11 protein-coding genes are annotated in these 14,088 nt (G+C 41.2%); 6 read left to right on the forward strand and 5 right to left on the reverse strand.

The window, feature by feature from the left end; all coding sequences use genetic code 11:
- Positions 1-46: 46 nt before the first annotated feature.
- The gene (locus AB4128_RS01530) at positions 47-1,759 is read right to left on the reverse strand and encodes a diguanylate cyclase (protein ID WP_372036484.1); all 1,713 of its coding nucleotides are present in this window, start codon (positions 1,757-1,759) and stop codon (positions 47-49) included.
- 534 nt (positions 1,760-2,293) lie between these two features.
- Here AB4128_RS01530 and AB4128_RS01535 point away from each other — a divergent pair.
- The 3 genes from AB4128_RS01535 to AB4128_RS01545 all read left to right on the forward strand — a co-directional run bounded on the left by AB4128_RS01535 (position 2,294) and on the right by AB4128_RS01545 (position 5,496).
- Positions 2,294-4,411, forward strand: coding sequence for a TonB-dependent receptor plug domain-containing protein (locus tag AB4128_RS01535; protein WP_372036487.1), 2,118 nt, complete (start codon positions 2,294-2,296; stop codon positions 4,409-4,411).
- Positions 4,386-4,901, forward strand: coding sequence for a thioredoxin fold domain-containing protein (locus tag AB4128_RS01540; RefSeq protein ID WP_282166495.1), 516 nt, complete (start codon positions 4,386-4,388; stop codon positions 4,899-4,901). The genes AB4128_RS01535 and AB4128_RS01540 overlap by 26 nt, the downstream gene beginning before the upstream one ends.
- 142 nt (positions 4,902-5,043) lie before the next feature.
- A complete protein-coding gene (locus AB4128_RS01545) occupies positions 5,044-5,496 on the forward strand; it encodes a YHS domain-containing (seleno)protein (RefSeq protein WP_119967764.1) in 453 nt (150 codons plus the stop codon).
- Positions 5,497-5,632: 136 nt separating this feature from the next.
- Here the strand turns inward: AB4128_RS01545 and AB4128_RS01550 are convergent, their stop codons facing one another.
- On the reverse strand, positions 5,633-6,082 hold the full coding sequence (locus AB4128_RS01550) for a hypothetical protein (protein WP_372036490.1): 450 nt from the start codon (positions 6,080-6,082) through the stop codon (positions 5,633-5,635).
- A 125-nt stretch (positions 6,083-6,207) separates the two neighbouring features.
- On the reverse strand, positions 6,208-8,571 hold the full coding sequence (locus tag AB4128_RS01555; protein ID WP_372036493.1) for a hypothetical protein: 2,364 nt from the start codon (positions 8,569-8,571) through the stop codon (positions 6,208-6,210).
- 484 nt (positions 8,572-9,055) lie between these two features.
- Between AB4128_RS01555 and AB4128_RS01560 the strand changes: the two genes are divergently transcribed.
- A complete protein-coding gene (locus tag AB4128_RS01560) occupies positions 9,056-10,033 on the forward strand; it encodes a DUF1852 domain-containing protein (protein WP_372036495.1) in 978 nt (325 codons plus the stop codon).
- Between the two features lie 75 nt (positions 10,034-10,108).
- A complete protein-coding gene (locus AB4128_RS01565; protein ID WP_192021999.1) occupies positions 10,109-11,158 on the forward strand; it encodes a methionine synthase in 1,050 nt (349 codons plus the stop codon).
- A 135-nt stretch (positions 11,159-11,293) separates the two neighbouring features.
- On the opposite strand, the gene AB4128_RS01570 is transcribed toward AB4128_RS01565, so the two are convergent.
- A complete protein-coding gene (locus tag AB4128_RS01570; RefSeq protein ID WP_372036498.1) occupies positions 11,294-12,124 on the reverse strand; it encodes a sulfite exporter TauE/SafE family protein in 831 nt (276 codons plus the stop codon).
- Between the two features lie 191 nt (positions 12,125-12,315).
- Entirely contained in the window at positions 12,316-13,068 is a 753-nt protein-coding gene (locus AB4128_RS01575) for a zinc metallopeptidase (protein ID WP_372036500.1), read from the reverse strand.
- 135 nt (positions 13,069-13,203) lie between these two features.
- Here AB4128_RS01575 and AB4128_RS01580 point away from each other — a divergent pair, with 135 nt between their 5' ends.
- Positions 13,204-13,923, forward strand: coding sequence for a PilZ domain-containing protein (locus tag AB4128_RS01580; RefSeq protein ID WP_372036503.1), 720 nt, complete (start codon positions 13,204-13,206; stop codon positions 13,921-13,923).
- The last annotated feature ends 165 nt before the right edge of the window (positions 13,924-14,088 follow it).

Genomic DNA, 14,088 nt, shown 5'->3' on the forward strand with positions numbered 1-14,088 from the left:
TTTAAGAATTCATCAATGAACTTAATCGGAATGACAGAGGTGACCATTAACTCACCACTCTAACTTGGTTTTTACCATCTTGCTTTGCAATATAAAGTGCCCTATCGGCATTTTTTATCATAACCTCAAGGGTGTCGTGATTAATTGATTCATCCTCAAATCGAGCAGCGACGCTACCAGCAACACCAATACTTGCAGTTAACATTAATTCGCAATCAATTCCCGTAAATGAAATGGCCTCAATAGCCTCACGTATTCTTTCTGCATGCATAATAGCGCCATCTCGTGTGGTATCAGGTAAAAATACAATAAACTCCTCACCTCCCCAGCGGGCTGAGATATCGCCTTCTCTTGATGTTTCAGCAATGGCTTTCGCCACTTTTTTTAATACTTCATCGCCTTTACTATGCCCATACTCATCATTTACTTTTTTAAAGAAATCAATATCAATAAGAGCAACTGAGATATTACGTTGAGTATCGACAATGTTTGGCCAAGTTAATTCTGTAAGCACTTTAAAACCACGTCGATTATTCAGTTCAGTCAATGGATCCGTGCGGGCATATTTTTCAGCTATCAACTTGTCAATTTGCGCTATTCTAAACTGCCTTGCCAAAATGGATGCCAGTAAAATTGCTTCGAATGCCATACCCACTTCAATCGCTTTAAACGTGTAATCGTTATAAGGCACTAACACGCCTGCAACAGCAAGTGTTGAAATAGTTATACACACCGCGGCAGTCACCGAAGATAAAATGAAAAGAACCGCAAATGGCTTTTGTGCTTGCAATGCTTTTATCCCCATGGCGATAAATAACATGACAAAACAGGTATTTAAGATAAATGCCAACACCATCGAAAAAAATAGTTGGTTAAACGCAAAGCCAATTAACATCCCTAACGGAATATACAGCGTTGTACGCAATACAAATTTATCTAATCTTGGTGCATATTCTTTGGTGTGCAGTAGCGATCTTGCAAAATGTAACCCAGCAACGCTATAAGTGATCATTAAAAAGATATCGAGCCAATCTTGGAAGTAAGGGCCAAAGTCATAGGTAATAATCGTGTGCAACTGACCAGTATAAGACAAGCTATTTAAAACAAAGCCCAACAGGTACAAACCATATAAGCCATATTCACGCTGACGAATAAACACAAATAGCACTAAATTATATAATGCTAGCGCCACCATAATTCCGTATAACGCGCCATACTGATAACCACTGACAATGTCGCGATTTATCGCATTTTCTACACTATTAAATTGCACAGGTAGCGCCATTGGGCCTTTCGTTTCAACCCGCATAATAATGTCAGTAATGCCAGGTAAATAGGCATGTTCGAAAGCGTAAAAGCGATACTGCATTGGCCTAGTATCGAAACTAAAAGCATCGCCACCAGCAATATGTTTGATTACCTGCCCATCTTTAATCAGCCAAGTATCAATATAATCAATCCATGGCGTTTCTACTGATAAGCGATAGTCTTGGCTTGTATTAGCGACATTATTGACCTTGACTGACATCCACACAGGATCAACGCCAATGCCCAAAGAAATAGAGTTACTTGAACCAAGAGAAAGTTCAGTTGTTTGAAATTGTTGACGCGCTTCAGTTAAAGAAAGCTTACCGTCACGTTCACGAAAATATGCCGTATGTTTACCAACACTGCCTTTACTAAAGCTAGGGATCTCAATTGTGTCTGCGTGCAGTGTAAAGCTGATGAATAATGACATGACTGAGTAAAAAAGTATCATCACCAGCCTCGTATGTTGGAAACCAACACACGCCGCTTTTTTAGAAAATGTCTTATTCCATACACTCAGCTCAAGCATAAAAAAAATGATATATAGTTGTTATTTTTTTGATAATAACACTGAAGCAATAAATCTTCGATAGATGCTTGTTTCAATTGAAGAACAAGCCGTTCTAATCATGTAGGGGAAAAGTGATTACAGCTTTTAAATGGCATTTTTTATGCCCAACAACATGATAAAGGAAATACTAAAATTAACATCCTTGGCAGTTTATTAAATCGCAAACGCCTCCACTTTCAGCTGATATATGTCATTTACACACCAAATGCAGCAAAATGAATCACAACATTTATTGATCTAGATCATCTATAAAACCAAGTAATTCACACCTTTGTGCACCAGCCCACAATTAGAGCAAATACTAATCATTATCATTTGTATCAGCTTTATCTACGCCATAAAATTGCAACAAGCTTAACAAGTGCAGCACGAAAGCAACATTTACATACACTAACAATCACAAAAGTTGACAATATGAAGCATTCAATTTTAGCCGCAGCAATACTCAGCGCACTGACCTTTTCGGCTCAAGCTGAGACCACAGCCACCGATGATGAAATCGAGAAAATTGAAGTCAGAGGTGTGCGTCAAAAATTACAGCAAGATGGTCGTTTGAAAGATGTCATTCAAAAAACAGAAGTGTTGGATGAACTGATGATTCAAAACAAAAACGCCTTGAGTTTAACTGATGCAATCAATAATGAACCCGGCGTGAATGTTTCAAATGAATGTTCAATGTGTGGTGTTAAGCGCATCATGCTCAATGGTATGAAAGGCGAACATACGACAATTTTAGTAGATGGCCTACCAACACATACTATGATTTCTGGTTACTATGCGGTTGATGCGATTTCAACCACGGGTGTTGACCGTATCGAAATTGCACGTGGCGCAGGCGCTTCCTTGATTGCCCCAGAAGCGATTGGCGGAACCGTAAACGTTGTCACTAAACAAGCCTACGAAAACGAAGTGTCTGTTGATATCGCTAAGGGATCACATGACTTCACCGCAATGAAAGGAATGGCAACAGGAATTTCAGATGACGGCAAAACGGGTATCACCTTAATCGGCCAATATGATAAACAAGATCAGGAAGATCATGATGATAATGGTGTTAGTGAAGCGCCTTTTCAAGAGAACTATACCGTCAGTTCGTTAGTCAGCCATGATTTAAACGACACCAATAACATTCACCTGCGTGTAGCAAAAGTGCGGAGCGAGATCTTTGGTGGCCCTGTGATTGGCGACAATGTTGGCTCTATTCAAGAGGCGATCAGCAGCTATGATGGCGTAGAATCTGATAGCTTATTTGTTGGTGATGATGTCCGTAATGAGTACATAGGTAAAGCGTGGGAAACCACTGAATGGATTGAAACCAACCGTGACGAAGCCTACATTAAATGGTTAAGCGAACTAACTGATTACACCACCTCTGAGTTTGCCGTAAGCTATGCAAGACATGAGCAAGACTCTTTTTATGAAGGCATTGATTACCGTGCAAAAGACACCATGTACTATGCCCGAGCTAAGTTTGATACAGAACTGACCGACAATCACTTTTTAACCTACGGCGCAGATATTCGCACCGAAGAAATGCGCTCGCATACCGATGCGCTGCATGACGTTGAAGCTTATGTCAGTGACTCATTTGATTACGATGTTAAAGGCGTATTCATTCAAGATACATGGACTCCTACTGACGATATTGAAATTGCGATGGCACTTCGGGTAGACAAAGTGACCGCTGATTTTGTTGATGACAAAAAACCTGGCACTGAAATCGACGAAACCTTTATCGCCCCTCGTGTCGACATGCGTTATTTCCACAGTGACACATGGACTTCTCGCTTATCTGCAGGTCGAGGCTACCGCGCGCCATTATCATTCTTTGAAACTGACCACGGTATTTTAGACTCTGAAAAAGGCTACCTGATTGACGTCGATTCATTAGAAGAATCGTTATCAGCTAACTATGCCTTAAGCTATGATGCTGGCACATTAACGGGAACCTTTTCTGTCGCGCATTCAAACGTGCAAAACTTAGCATCACTGCAAGAAACTGACGACGGTGTACCGATTCTGACTCAGCTTGATGAAGATGCATCTGTCACTACAGTCGACATCGTGGCGGGCTACAGCCTAACAGATGAGCTTACCATTAATGCCAGTGCTGAATACTTTGATTATAACGACGTATTTCGCTCTTCATACTCAATTGCCCCGGTTGAAACCCGTGCAGGTATTGAGCTTGAGTGGAAAACTGACGATTTCACCGTATTTTGGAATACCACATGGTTTGGCGAGCGTGACTTAACCGATTACGGTTACGAAGGTTATGACATCAAAGGTGACCCTAGCTCGCTTAAAAGCCAAGATGCACCTGCCTTTACAGTATCTGATGTAAAAGTACAGTACAGCCTAACAGACCAAATCAAAGTCTACGGCGGCTTATCAAATATCTTTAACTATACCCAAATTGAAGAAGGGGAATCACCACTGTTTTATGATGCTGATGGCGGCTATGACGTTGCTTACATTTATGGTCCACTTCACGGTCGTGAATTCTATGTTGGCATTGAAGGCAAGCTTTAACAGCCTAGTGCTACTGACAGCGTTAGCTGTTAGTAGCACTGCCAGTGCAGGTAACAACAGCACTGAACTGTCTGTGGCGCAAATCCAGCTAAAGGATTTGCGTACCAGTCAGTCATCCGTCAGTTATCACTCACAAAAGCCCACCGTATTGATGTTCTTTCAACCTGACTGTAGTTGGTGCAAAAAGCAGGGCAAGATCATTACTCAACTAGTCAGTGAGTGCGGTAACAGCGTCCACTTTACTTTAGTTGGAGATAAAGGTTCTAAAAGACAACTCAAACGAGAGTTGCGTCATTTTTCAGAAACGATTCCCTCTCAGCAAAGCACACAACTATTTGCCCGTAAAAGTGGCGGTGTTAAAGGGTTCCCCACCACCTTAGTGCTCGATACTCAAGGTCATGTGCTGGCTAAACGCCGTGGTTTTACTGATGAAGCAATGCTACGCAAATTAACAAATGAGCTCAGCCAAGGAGAATGTGCTCTGCAATAACAGGGGATGCCGTTAAAACTCCCAAAGATAACCTCCTCCATGATATACCCAACAATGAAATGTTTTTCTCGTTTGCGGGGTCTTATTTACCAATGACTTAAACAGTGACTGTCATCAGTCAACGGACATCAAAGGAAATAAGATGAGAACATTACACCGCCTTTTAATATTACTCGGTTTATCCATGGCTCTGATGGGATGCACTAGCTTGAGTGACAAGCCAATTTATAACGACCAAGGCTATGCGGTTACAGGTTATGATGTCGTTGCGTATTTTACTGATAATAAAGCAGTTAAAGGCAGTACAGCATTCCAAACAGAATACCAAGGCTCACAGTGGCTGTTTGCAACTAAACAACATCAACGACAGTTTGAACAATCGCCCGAGCGTTACATTCCACAATACGGCGGTTATTGCGCCTACGCCATGAGCAGTGGCTTTGTTGTCAGCAGTGATCCACAAGCTTTTACCGTGTATCAAGACAAACTATATTTAAACTACAGTTTAAGTGTGCGAGAAAACTGGCTCGAAAATAAAGCGCAATTTATTCAAGAGGCCGATGGATATTGGCAGCAAAAAGTCGCCAATAACTGAACATCAATCGAGTTATGACTGTTAGTGAACATATAAAAAGGGCCGAATGAAACCATTCGACCCTTTTTAATGACTAAAGCTGTGAAATATCACGCGTTGAGATTTAGCGATTTCACTAGCTATTTCACTAGCTATTTCAATAATTTACCCACTGCATGATTTCATTGGATTGCATTAAGGCATATTGCCTTTTTACCAAACTACCAGCGGGCTCAAACATGAGTAGCTCTGCAGGTCTTGCTTGGTATTTACGAATAAATTGATCGCCCTCAGGCGTCCCTATTCTCGCAATCAAAAATGACACGTCATCACCTAATGTCGCACGTGCTGTATTCATTTGCTCAGTCTGACTGTTACTCACTGCAAGGTTAGGGTCGTAAACAAACACTAAAACGGGTTTACCAGAACCAATATCTTCATGTGTCGTTTTAAAACCTTTCGGCAATACACTAAATACCACAGCAATTAACATCACAATGGCAGCAATGACGCCTAACGCAATCCAAGGCTTGCGAGACTTAGTTGACTGATTAGATTGAGTTGTATCCTTGATAACAAGTCCCTCTTTAACGGGTGAAATACACAATAAGGTGTGAATTGTAATAAACGTATCTGAGAATTAGCTTAAAAGCAGTCCCAGTCTTTTAATACTTTTAGATACAAGAGAAACACTCATTTTCATAAGTGTTTCTCAATGCGAAGACAAGTGTTCTACTTTGACAGTATCACTTTTTCATTGGTGACTAAATCAATCTGATATAGCTTGTTAAAGTCATTAGCGAAAGTTTGTCCCCTTTCATTTTGCTCGAGATCGAAAGGTAAACTAAGCGATGAGTTTTTGCAGACATTATCATCAATATTAAATTGGCTAATGACACGATTAGCGAATAGCAGTGAGTTATCATATTTATTGAATGAAATATGATTTAAGCCGTCATCAACGAAATCCTCTCCTTCACAAGAATTTAATAATAAGCTTCTGTTACCTGTAGCAAGATCGATGCTAATAATATTCTTGTTAACTTGACTCGCAGCATAAACCAACTGGTTAGCTTCATCTAACGCAATTGAACTTATCCCATAAATACTAATGCCTTCGCCGACAAGACTATCCGAATTAGATGAAGAAATAATCGTCCTAGAGCCATCAGATAGGTTAACAGCAAGTATTGCTTGACCATGGTAATCAACAACTAAAACTCGCTCGTTAGTCTTATCTAACACTGCATCAGTAATACCACTGAAAAATACACCACTCCCTATTGAGGCGCTGCTAATAACTTCACTAGACTTCTCTTCAATATTAATAGCCAAAACTTGATTATTAATCGACGTATACAAAATCTTCGTCGCTGGATCGAATGATAAGCCACTCATCATATAGTTATATTCATTTTCAAAACTATATACAGTTTCTCTGTCACCAGTTTCCATATCGATCGCTAAAATAAAGCCAGGAGAGTTTCCTCCGTCATCGGCGATATAAGCAATATTATTCGCACTATCTAAAGATAGCTCCCTCGGAGCAATCATGACACGGCCAGTTCCTACCCCATTACTAGCAAATGTAGTTCTTGTTCCTGAGGTTAGATTAACAGCCACAATCACATCTAAATCACTATCCCTCACTAAATACTGATCATTTGATAAATCTAGCCCTGTTGAACGAATTTGAGAAATAGCCAATTCATCTTGATCTGTTTCAAGTGAGAATTCACTATGCTCACCTGTCGTTAAATCTATTCGACTGAATCCTTTATACCCAGCAACATAAGCAGTGTTATTTTGATGGTCAACATCAACACTTGCTGAAGTAATACCTAGATTTCCCGTGATAGCTTTACTATCTGAACCGTCAAACTCAACAATGGACAGTCCATCATCATTCCCCCCAAAAGCACTATTAAAAACGAGTAACCCTTTGGAAGTGTATGCAATATCGCTTGTTGAAACCGAATTGCCTGACAAGGTTTGACCTTCAATTATCGTAGATAAAGAATGGGTATTTAAATCCAGTTTCATAATGACCGATTGTGCCTGGTTAACACCTTCTACAGGAAAATAAGTCAGCAACATGAATAATTCATCTTCTTCGGGGCCAATAACGAGTGATTTAACATGTGCAAATGACCACTTAGATGAGTCGAGTTGTAAATCATGATTTAAAATAACTTCAACATCGCCAGAAGCTACATCAATTCTCGATAATGTAAGCTGTTCCTCTATTAACTCTGAATGAATAAGACTATTTTGATTTTCGTAATAGGTGAAGGGATTAGACTCGCCAAGTGATTGCACATTAATGACATGCATGAATTTTGTAGGTAAATCAACTATGGCAAATTGAGTGGGATTTAAATGACCGATTAAACGATTATTGGTTTTATCTACAATAAAATTAGATGGGATTATCGCATTAAATACTTTAATTGATTCAGCAGTGTCATCAATATTACCTGCGTCATCTTCAGTGGTGATAACCAGATCTTCATCGATGTCTGACTGAACCTCTATTTGCCAATCAACTTGAGTATTGACTACCTCATCTAGCTGCCCAATTGAGTTACTTTCTTGTTGAGTTGTAATGTTAGCTAACTTTCCATTTACCCTTACAGCTTTAACACCTCCCTCATCACTAGCTGTGCCTCTAACAGTAATTTGTGAGCCGTTAGCTCTTGAATTATTGGCTGGAAATAGCACATTTACGATAGGGGCTTCGTCATCAGCAGGAGGAATTAAACTAAACATTGCCGAAACTTCACACGTACCCGTTACAGCATTAGTCAGATAGGTATTGCCTGTTAAGTTACCATCGCAGCCCGACACACTAGTAATCATATAGTTTTCGTCGGCCATAACAGTAAAAGAGGCTGTAGAACCGCTTTCAACAGTGAAGCTAATCGGTTCTATTCTCCCACCTTCATTTACCAAAGTTGATACAAGGTATGTGGTTTTTTCCTGCGGTGCTATTTCGTTATTATTTGTCTCACCACCACCGCTACTACCACCGCCACATGCTGATAATAGTAATATTGAGCTCAAAAAGGTTAAATTTTGTATACGAGAAAAAAGCATTTAGCGTCCTACTTAAGTTTTACATCCATGTATGTAGGTGCATAATACATCAGCCGCAAAAATTAACAAGACCGCAACAATTGTTCGATGAGAATTATAAAGTAGTTTTAAACGAGTAAGCCATCAATACGCCTTTTACTACTTAGAATTATCGATTTTCTTCCCCCAAAACCACCATATGATCAATATGATTAACGTAATGCCAATTAAATTTACCCACATATTAACCTCCTATTGACCTTGAGTTGCTGATTTCGGTGTATATAAACGTAAGCGGTTAGCATGACGCGAAAGCCAACATGAACAACGCTCATGTTGCAGCGGAAATTTAATCAATTTTCTTCATCGACCTAAACACGTATAAAACACACTCGGCTTACAAAAAAGATGAAGGCTAATCGCAGGAGCACTTTCAAAAGGATTTGAAAGCCAAGTAAGCATTAGCGACAGATTCAGGGTTTATTACGAAAAGGGATAGCAGATCATGAGTAACGATTTTACATTTTCGATTAAAAATATTTGTCTTGATGAAAACTACCAGCCATCAGACAGCACTCGCATTACCACTAACTTTGCCAACTTAGCCAGAGGTGAAAGTCGTCAGCAGAACTTACGAAACGCATTGACGATGATCGATAACAGTTTTAATGCTCTCGCCTATTGGGATAACCCCAAAGGCGAACGATATTCTGTCGAACTTGAAATCATTTCTGTAGATATGGAAATTGATGGAAATAATGAAGCCTTCCCGTCAATTGAGATATTGAAAACCCATATTGTGGATCATCACACCAAGGAACGGATTGAAGGCATTGTCGGCAATAACTTTTCATCTTACGTGCGAGATTATGACTTTAGCGTCTTACTGTCTGAGCATAATAAAGGTCAAAGCCAATTTAGTATCCCTGATACCTTTGGCGATCTGCATGGCAAATTGTTTAAGTATTTCGTGAACTCAGATACCTATAAGCAGCACTTCAAAAAAACACCGGTCATTTGCCTGAGTGTGTCAGACAACAAAACCTACCAGCGAACGGGTAATCAACATCCATTATTGGGGTTTGAGTATCAACCCAATGAGTCATCGTTAACCGAGCAATACTTCAAAAAAATGGGCTTACAGGTTCGCTACTTTATGCCGCCTAAAAGTGTTGCACCATTAGCGTTCTACTTTTTTGGCGATTTACTGAATGATTACAGTAACCTCGAATTAATTAGCACCATCAGCACAATGGAAACCTTTCAAAAAATTTATCGACCTGAAATTTATAATGCCAATGCGGTGGCAGGAAACTGCTATCAGCCTAATTTGAAAAACCAAGACCACTCGCTCACGCAAATTATTTATGACCGAGAAGAGCGCAGTAAGTTAGCAGTGAAACAAGGCAAGTTTGCAGAAGAACACTTCATCAAACCTTACCAATCATTACTCGAACAATGGTCAGCGAATTACGCAGTTTAAGTACTAATTTTAAGTATTCATTGTAGCGATGACATTAAGCTACACACGCAAAATTTAAGGCGCCGCAGCATTATTATGAAAACTAATACACAAACACCCCTACTGCCAACATCAACAGCGGGCAGCTTACCGAAACCGTCATGGCTTGCAGAGCCTGAGGCCTTATGGTCGCCCTGGAAATTACAAGGCAAGGAATTAATTGATGGTAAACACGATGCGCTGCGCTTGTCATTGCATGAACAGCAACAAGCAGGGATTGATATCGTCAGTGATGGCGAGCAAACCCGCCAACACTTTGTGACCACCTTTATCGAGCACTTAACTGGCGTCGACTTTGAAAACCGAAAAACCGTCAAAATTCGTGACCGCTACGATGCTAGCGTTCCAACGGTAGTGGGCGCTGTTTCACGTCCTAAATCGGTTTTTGTTGAAGACGCCAAAGTTCTACGCCAGCAAACTAAGCAACCCATTAAATGGGCCTTACCTGGCCCAATGACCATGATAGACACCCTCTATGATGACCATTACCACAGCCGAGAGAAACTCGCTTGGGAGTTTGCCAAAATACTTAATCAAGAGGCGAAAGAATTAGAAGCAGCAGGGGTTGATATTATCCAATTTGATGAGCCTGCATTTAACGTATTTTTTGATGAGGTGAATGAATGGGGGATTGCGTGTTTAGAGCGAGCCATCGAAGGCCTAAAATGCGAAACCGCGGTGCATATTTGCTACGGCTATGGCATCAAAGCCAACACAGACTGGAAAAAGACCTTAGGCACAGAGTGGCGCCAATACGAGCAGGCCTTTCCTAAACTGCAGCAGTCTACTATCGATATTATTTCGTTAGAATGTCATAACTCCCATGTGCCCATCGAACTGCTTGAGCTAATACGAGGTAAAAAGGTAATGGTGGGTGCAATTGATGTCGCCACCGACACCATCGAAACACCTGAAGAAGTCGCAGCAACCCTGCGTGAAGCACTCAAATATGTGGATGCCGACAAGCTGTACCCATGTACTAACTGCGGCATGGCACCTTTATCACGTGATGTCGCAAGAGGAAAATTGAATGCTCTTAGCAAAGGCGCTGCAATGATTAGACAAGAGCTTGCTGCCAACAACTAGAAAAGTGACTAAAGTAAGTTAAAGCGGATAAATAAAACAAAGTGCTCAACCTGAGCACTTTGTTAGTAAGTTGGTTACTGCATTTAAGTGGAGTACCTAAACAAAAAGCCTAAATAGAAAACCTAAACAGAAACACTACAGAAAAAGCTGCCCCAACATCCGCAAACCCGTGAACAGTAATACACAAGCAAAAACCTTCTTAAGCTTGGCTCCATCTAGCTTGGCCCCTAATGATGTCCCAACAGGTGCAAATAATACTGTTAGCGGCACAATGCAGATAAATCCCACCAAATTAACCAAACCCAAAGTGCCAGTTGGCGCATCGCTTGGGGTACTGCCTAATACCAACATAGTGAGCGCCGCAGGCAACGAAATAATTAATCCAATCGCTGCAGCCGTACCTACTGCCTTATGAGCTGGGTAGTTATAAAGCGTCAGTAATGGCACCGAAATCGTGCCGCCGCCAATGCCTACCATTGAACTGAAAAAGCCAATCGAAGTGCCCATCACCGTTTGCCCAACGTTACCGGGTAATTGTTGATAGTACGCTGCCTTTCCCGTTCTCAATAACATATTCAGCGCTGAAAGCACCGCAATAATCCCAAACAATATAGTCAGTATCGTACCGTCCACACGCGTCACCAACCAACTGCCCAACAACACGCCAATCAGAATAAATCCAACCCACCGTTTAAGCAGCTCAAAATCGACATTGCCTTTTTGATTGTGAGAACGAATCGAACTTACCGAGGTCGGCACTATGGTCGCAAGCGAAGTGGCAGTAGCAACTAACATCGCCGACTCAGCTGATACGCCAAAGCTTTGGAACAAGAAAAACAGCACTGGCACAATAACAATCCCGCCGCCGACACCTAACAAACCCGCTAAAATTCCCGCGAAAATACCTGTGGCCACCAAGGCCAAAAAGGTTGTTATATTCGCTGTTATAAATTCAATGATATTCATTAATGGCAACTTCTATTTGTTTATTGTTTTAATTAAATGAATTGTAAATAAACTCAGCTGATTGATGAAATGAATTGCATTCATCAACACATGAATGAAATTCAACACGGGTAAAAGTAGGAAACAAAAGAGTTTGCTGAAAGTAGCAATGAGTAATTTAGGGAAAGTTTGCTCTAACCTAGCATATTCTATTAGCGACGTAGCACCGCTATCCAGCGGCCAAGATTAAGTAAACTGGCCAGCGAGCCAGCCACGTAGGTGAGCGCCGCTGCTTTTAGGATCTTCTCCGCATGTTTTAGGTCACCGTCATGCAGGTAATTGCCCTCTTTTAGAATAGGCAGCGCCTTGCCATAACTGGCGTCGAACTCCACCGGCAAAGTCACCAGATGCACAATAGTGCTCAACCCCATCGATAGCACGCCAATCAAAATAGTCAACGCGCCAGCCTGCGGTATACGGGTTAGCATAAACACCACTGGCGCCGCTAACATCATTATGCCAGCAATACGTTCACCGACCATTGCGGCTCTAGCGAGCTTTTGTCGCGTGATAAACATCGTCTCGCCGCGAGAGTCCTGTAGAGCATGCCCGACCTCGTGGGCGGCGACAGTCACTGCAGTCAGGGAATAACCGGAAAAATTATCAGGCGTGAGGCGAACAGTCTTGGCGGCGGGATCATAATGATCGCCGTCGGGCGTCTCTTCAACCTTGACGTCATGCAAGCCAAAACGATCTAGAAGATGACGAGCAAGTTCACCACCGCTCCCTTGCTGACGGTAGCGATCAGCAGGCTGCTTAAACTTGTTAATGATGTGATTGACCCACAAACCGGGCAAGAATACGCAGCCTGCAATGACAATAAGTAAAATGATCCATAGCATGAAAACAAGTATGCCATAAACGGGCATATAACTCTCACCACGATTACTCAAGGGCATTAGCATTGGTTGACTCTTTTTTATTATTTCCCATCAAGCTTGGCGCCAAATGGCAAATTAGTAGCCTATTTATCCGTTAGCATAAGTCTAAATCTAGACTTATTTTAGGCTGCGGCCTATTTATCACGAGGTGGCATTAGAGTGACTAATAAACGCGTACAGCTTGTTACTGAACCAGAGAAAATCAATCACACTTTAGGTTTGCTCAAGGCTGATAGCCAAATTGACATCGAGTTTGCTTTTTTTAGTAACGAGCGCATCAAAGGCCGTGTTGTAGGTGCTCAAGCTGGCAAGTATTTTCTATTGGCGTTACCTAAAACGGTATTTCGTACTCAAGAAAGCATGCTAGTTGAAGGGCAGACTGTGGTAGTAAGATCAATTATTGAAGGTAATACAGGTGCCTGCGTTGCATTTAAAGTGCGTATCCAATCTATAAGTAGAGCTCCCTATTATCTGTTGTTTATCGACTTCCCAAAAAAATTAGAGATGATTAACCTGCGCAAACAAGCAAGGTTGAGTACTCATCTCCCTGCTAGTTTGAGCGTTCAGCAAGCTAACTCTGAGCAACATAGCCAAATACTGACCGGGACAATCCATGATATTTCGGTATCGGGTTGTCGCTTTAAAACCGATAGCCAACCTAAAACCTTACATCATTTAGACAGATTGATTGAGCTAGCTATTAGTTTAGACGCGAGTACTGTGCCACTTAAAATCAAGGCCAAAGTGAGCAATAGCAATGCTGGTCGTAATGGAGTGCTGTCGTTAGGAATAGAGTTTTTGAGCGAGCAAATGAGCCCCAAAATCAATCAACAACTCGCTCAGCTTCTGCAATATCCTATGCTCCCTCAAGCTAGCTAAAGAAATAACTGGAAGCAGAGTAAACTTAAACCAAATGATGCTTCCTCTCCCTATCAAAAAGCCCCGATACTTAACTGTATCAGGACTTTCTTTTCCTATTATTAAAATGGGATTTTGAAAAATATACTCTGTTGCTACTTATGACCTCACTTATTTCGCCAGTCA

This window comes from Shewanella sp. 10N.286.52.A9 (assembly GCF_041468985.1).
GTDB classification, from domain to species: domain Bacteria; phylum Pseudomonadota; class Gammaproteobacteria; order Enterobacterales; family Shewanellaceae; genus Shewanella; species Shewanella japonica.

Bases quoted from the DNA above. Each gene is read 5' to 3' on its own strand.
- AB4128_RS01530 (WP_372036484.1), bottom strand. From the start codon at position 1,759: ATGATACTTTTTTACTCAGTCATGTCATTATTCATCAGCTTTACACTG.
- AB4128_RS01535 (WP_372036487.1), top strand. From the start codon at position 2,294: ATGAAGCATTCAATTTTAGCCGCAGCAATACTCAGCGCACTGACCTTT.
- AB4128_RS01540 (WP_282166495.1), top strand. From the start codon at position 4,386: ATGTTGGCATTGAAGGCAAGCTTTAACAGCCTAGTGCTACTGACAGCG.
- AB4128_RS01545 (WP_119967764.1), top strand. From the start codon at position 5,044: ATGAGAACATTACACCGCCTTTTAATATTACTCGGTTTATCCATGGCT.
- AB4128_RS01555 (WP_372036493.1), bottom strand. From the start codon at position 8,571: ATGCTTTTTTCTCGTATACAAAATTTAACCTTTTTGAGCTCAATATTA.
- AB4128_RS01560 (WP_372036495.1), top strand. From the start codon at position 9,056: ATGAGTAACGATTTTACATTTTCGATTAAAAATATTTGTCTTGATGAA.
- AB4128_RS01565 (WP_192021999.1), top strand. From the start codon at position 10,109: ATGAAAACTAATACACAAACACCCCTACTGCCAACATCAACAGCGGGC.
- AB4128_RS01570 (WP_372036498.1), bottom strand. From the start codon at position 12,124: ATGAATATCATTGAATTTATAACAGCGAATATAACAACCTTTTTGGCC.
- AB4128_RS01575 (WP_372036500.1), bottom strand. From the start codon at position 13,068: ATGCTAATGCCCTTGAGTAATCGTGGTGAGAGTTATATGCCCGTTTAT.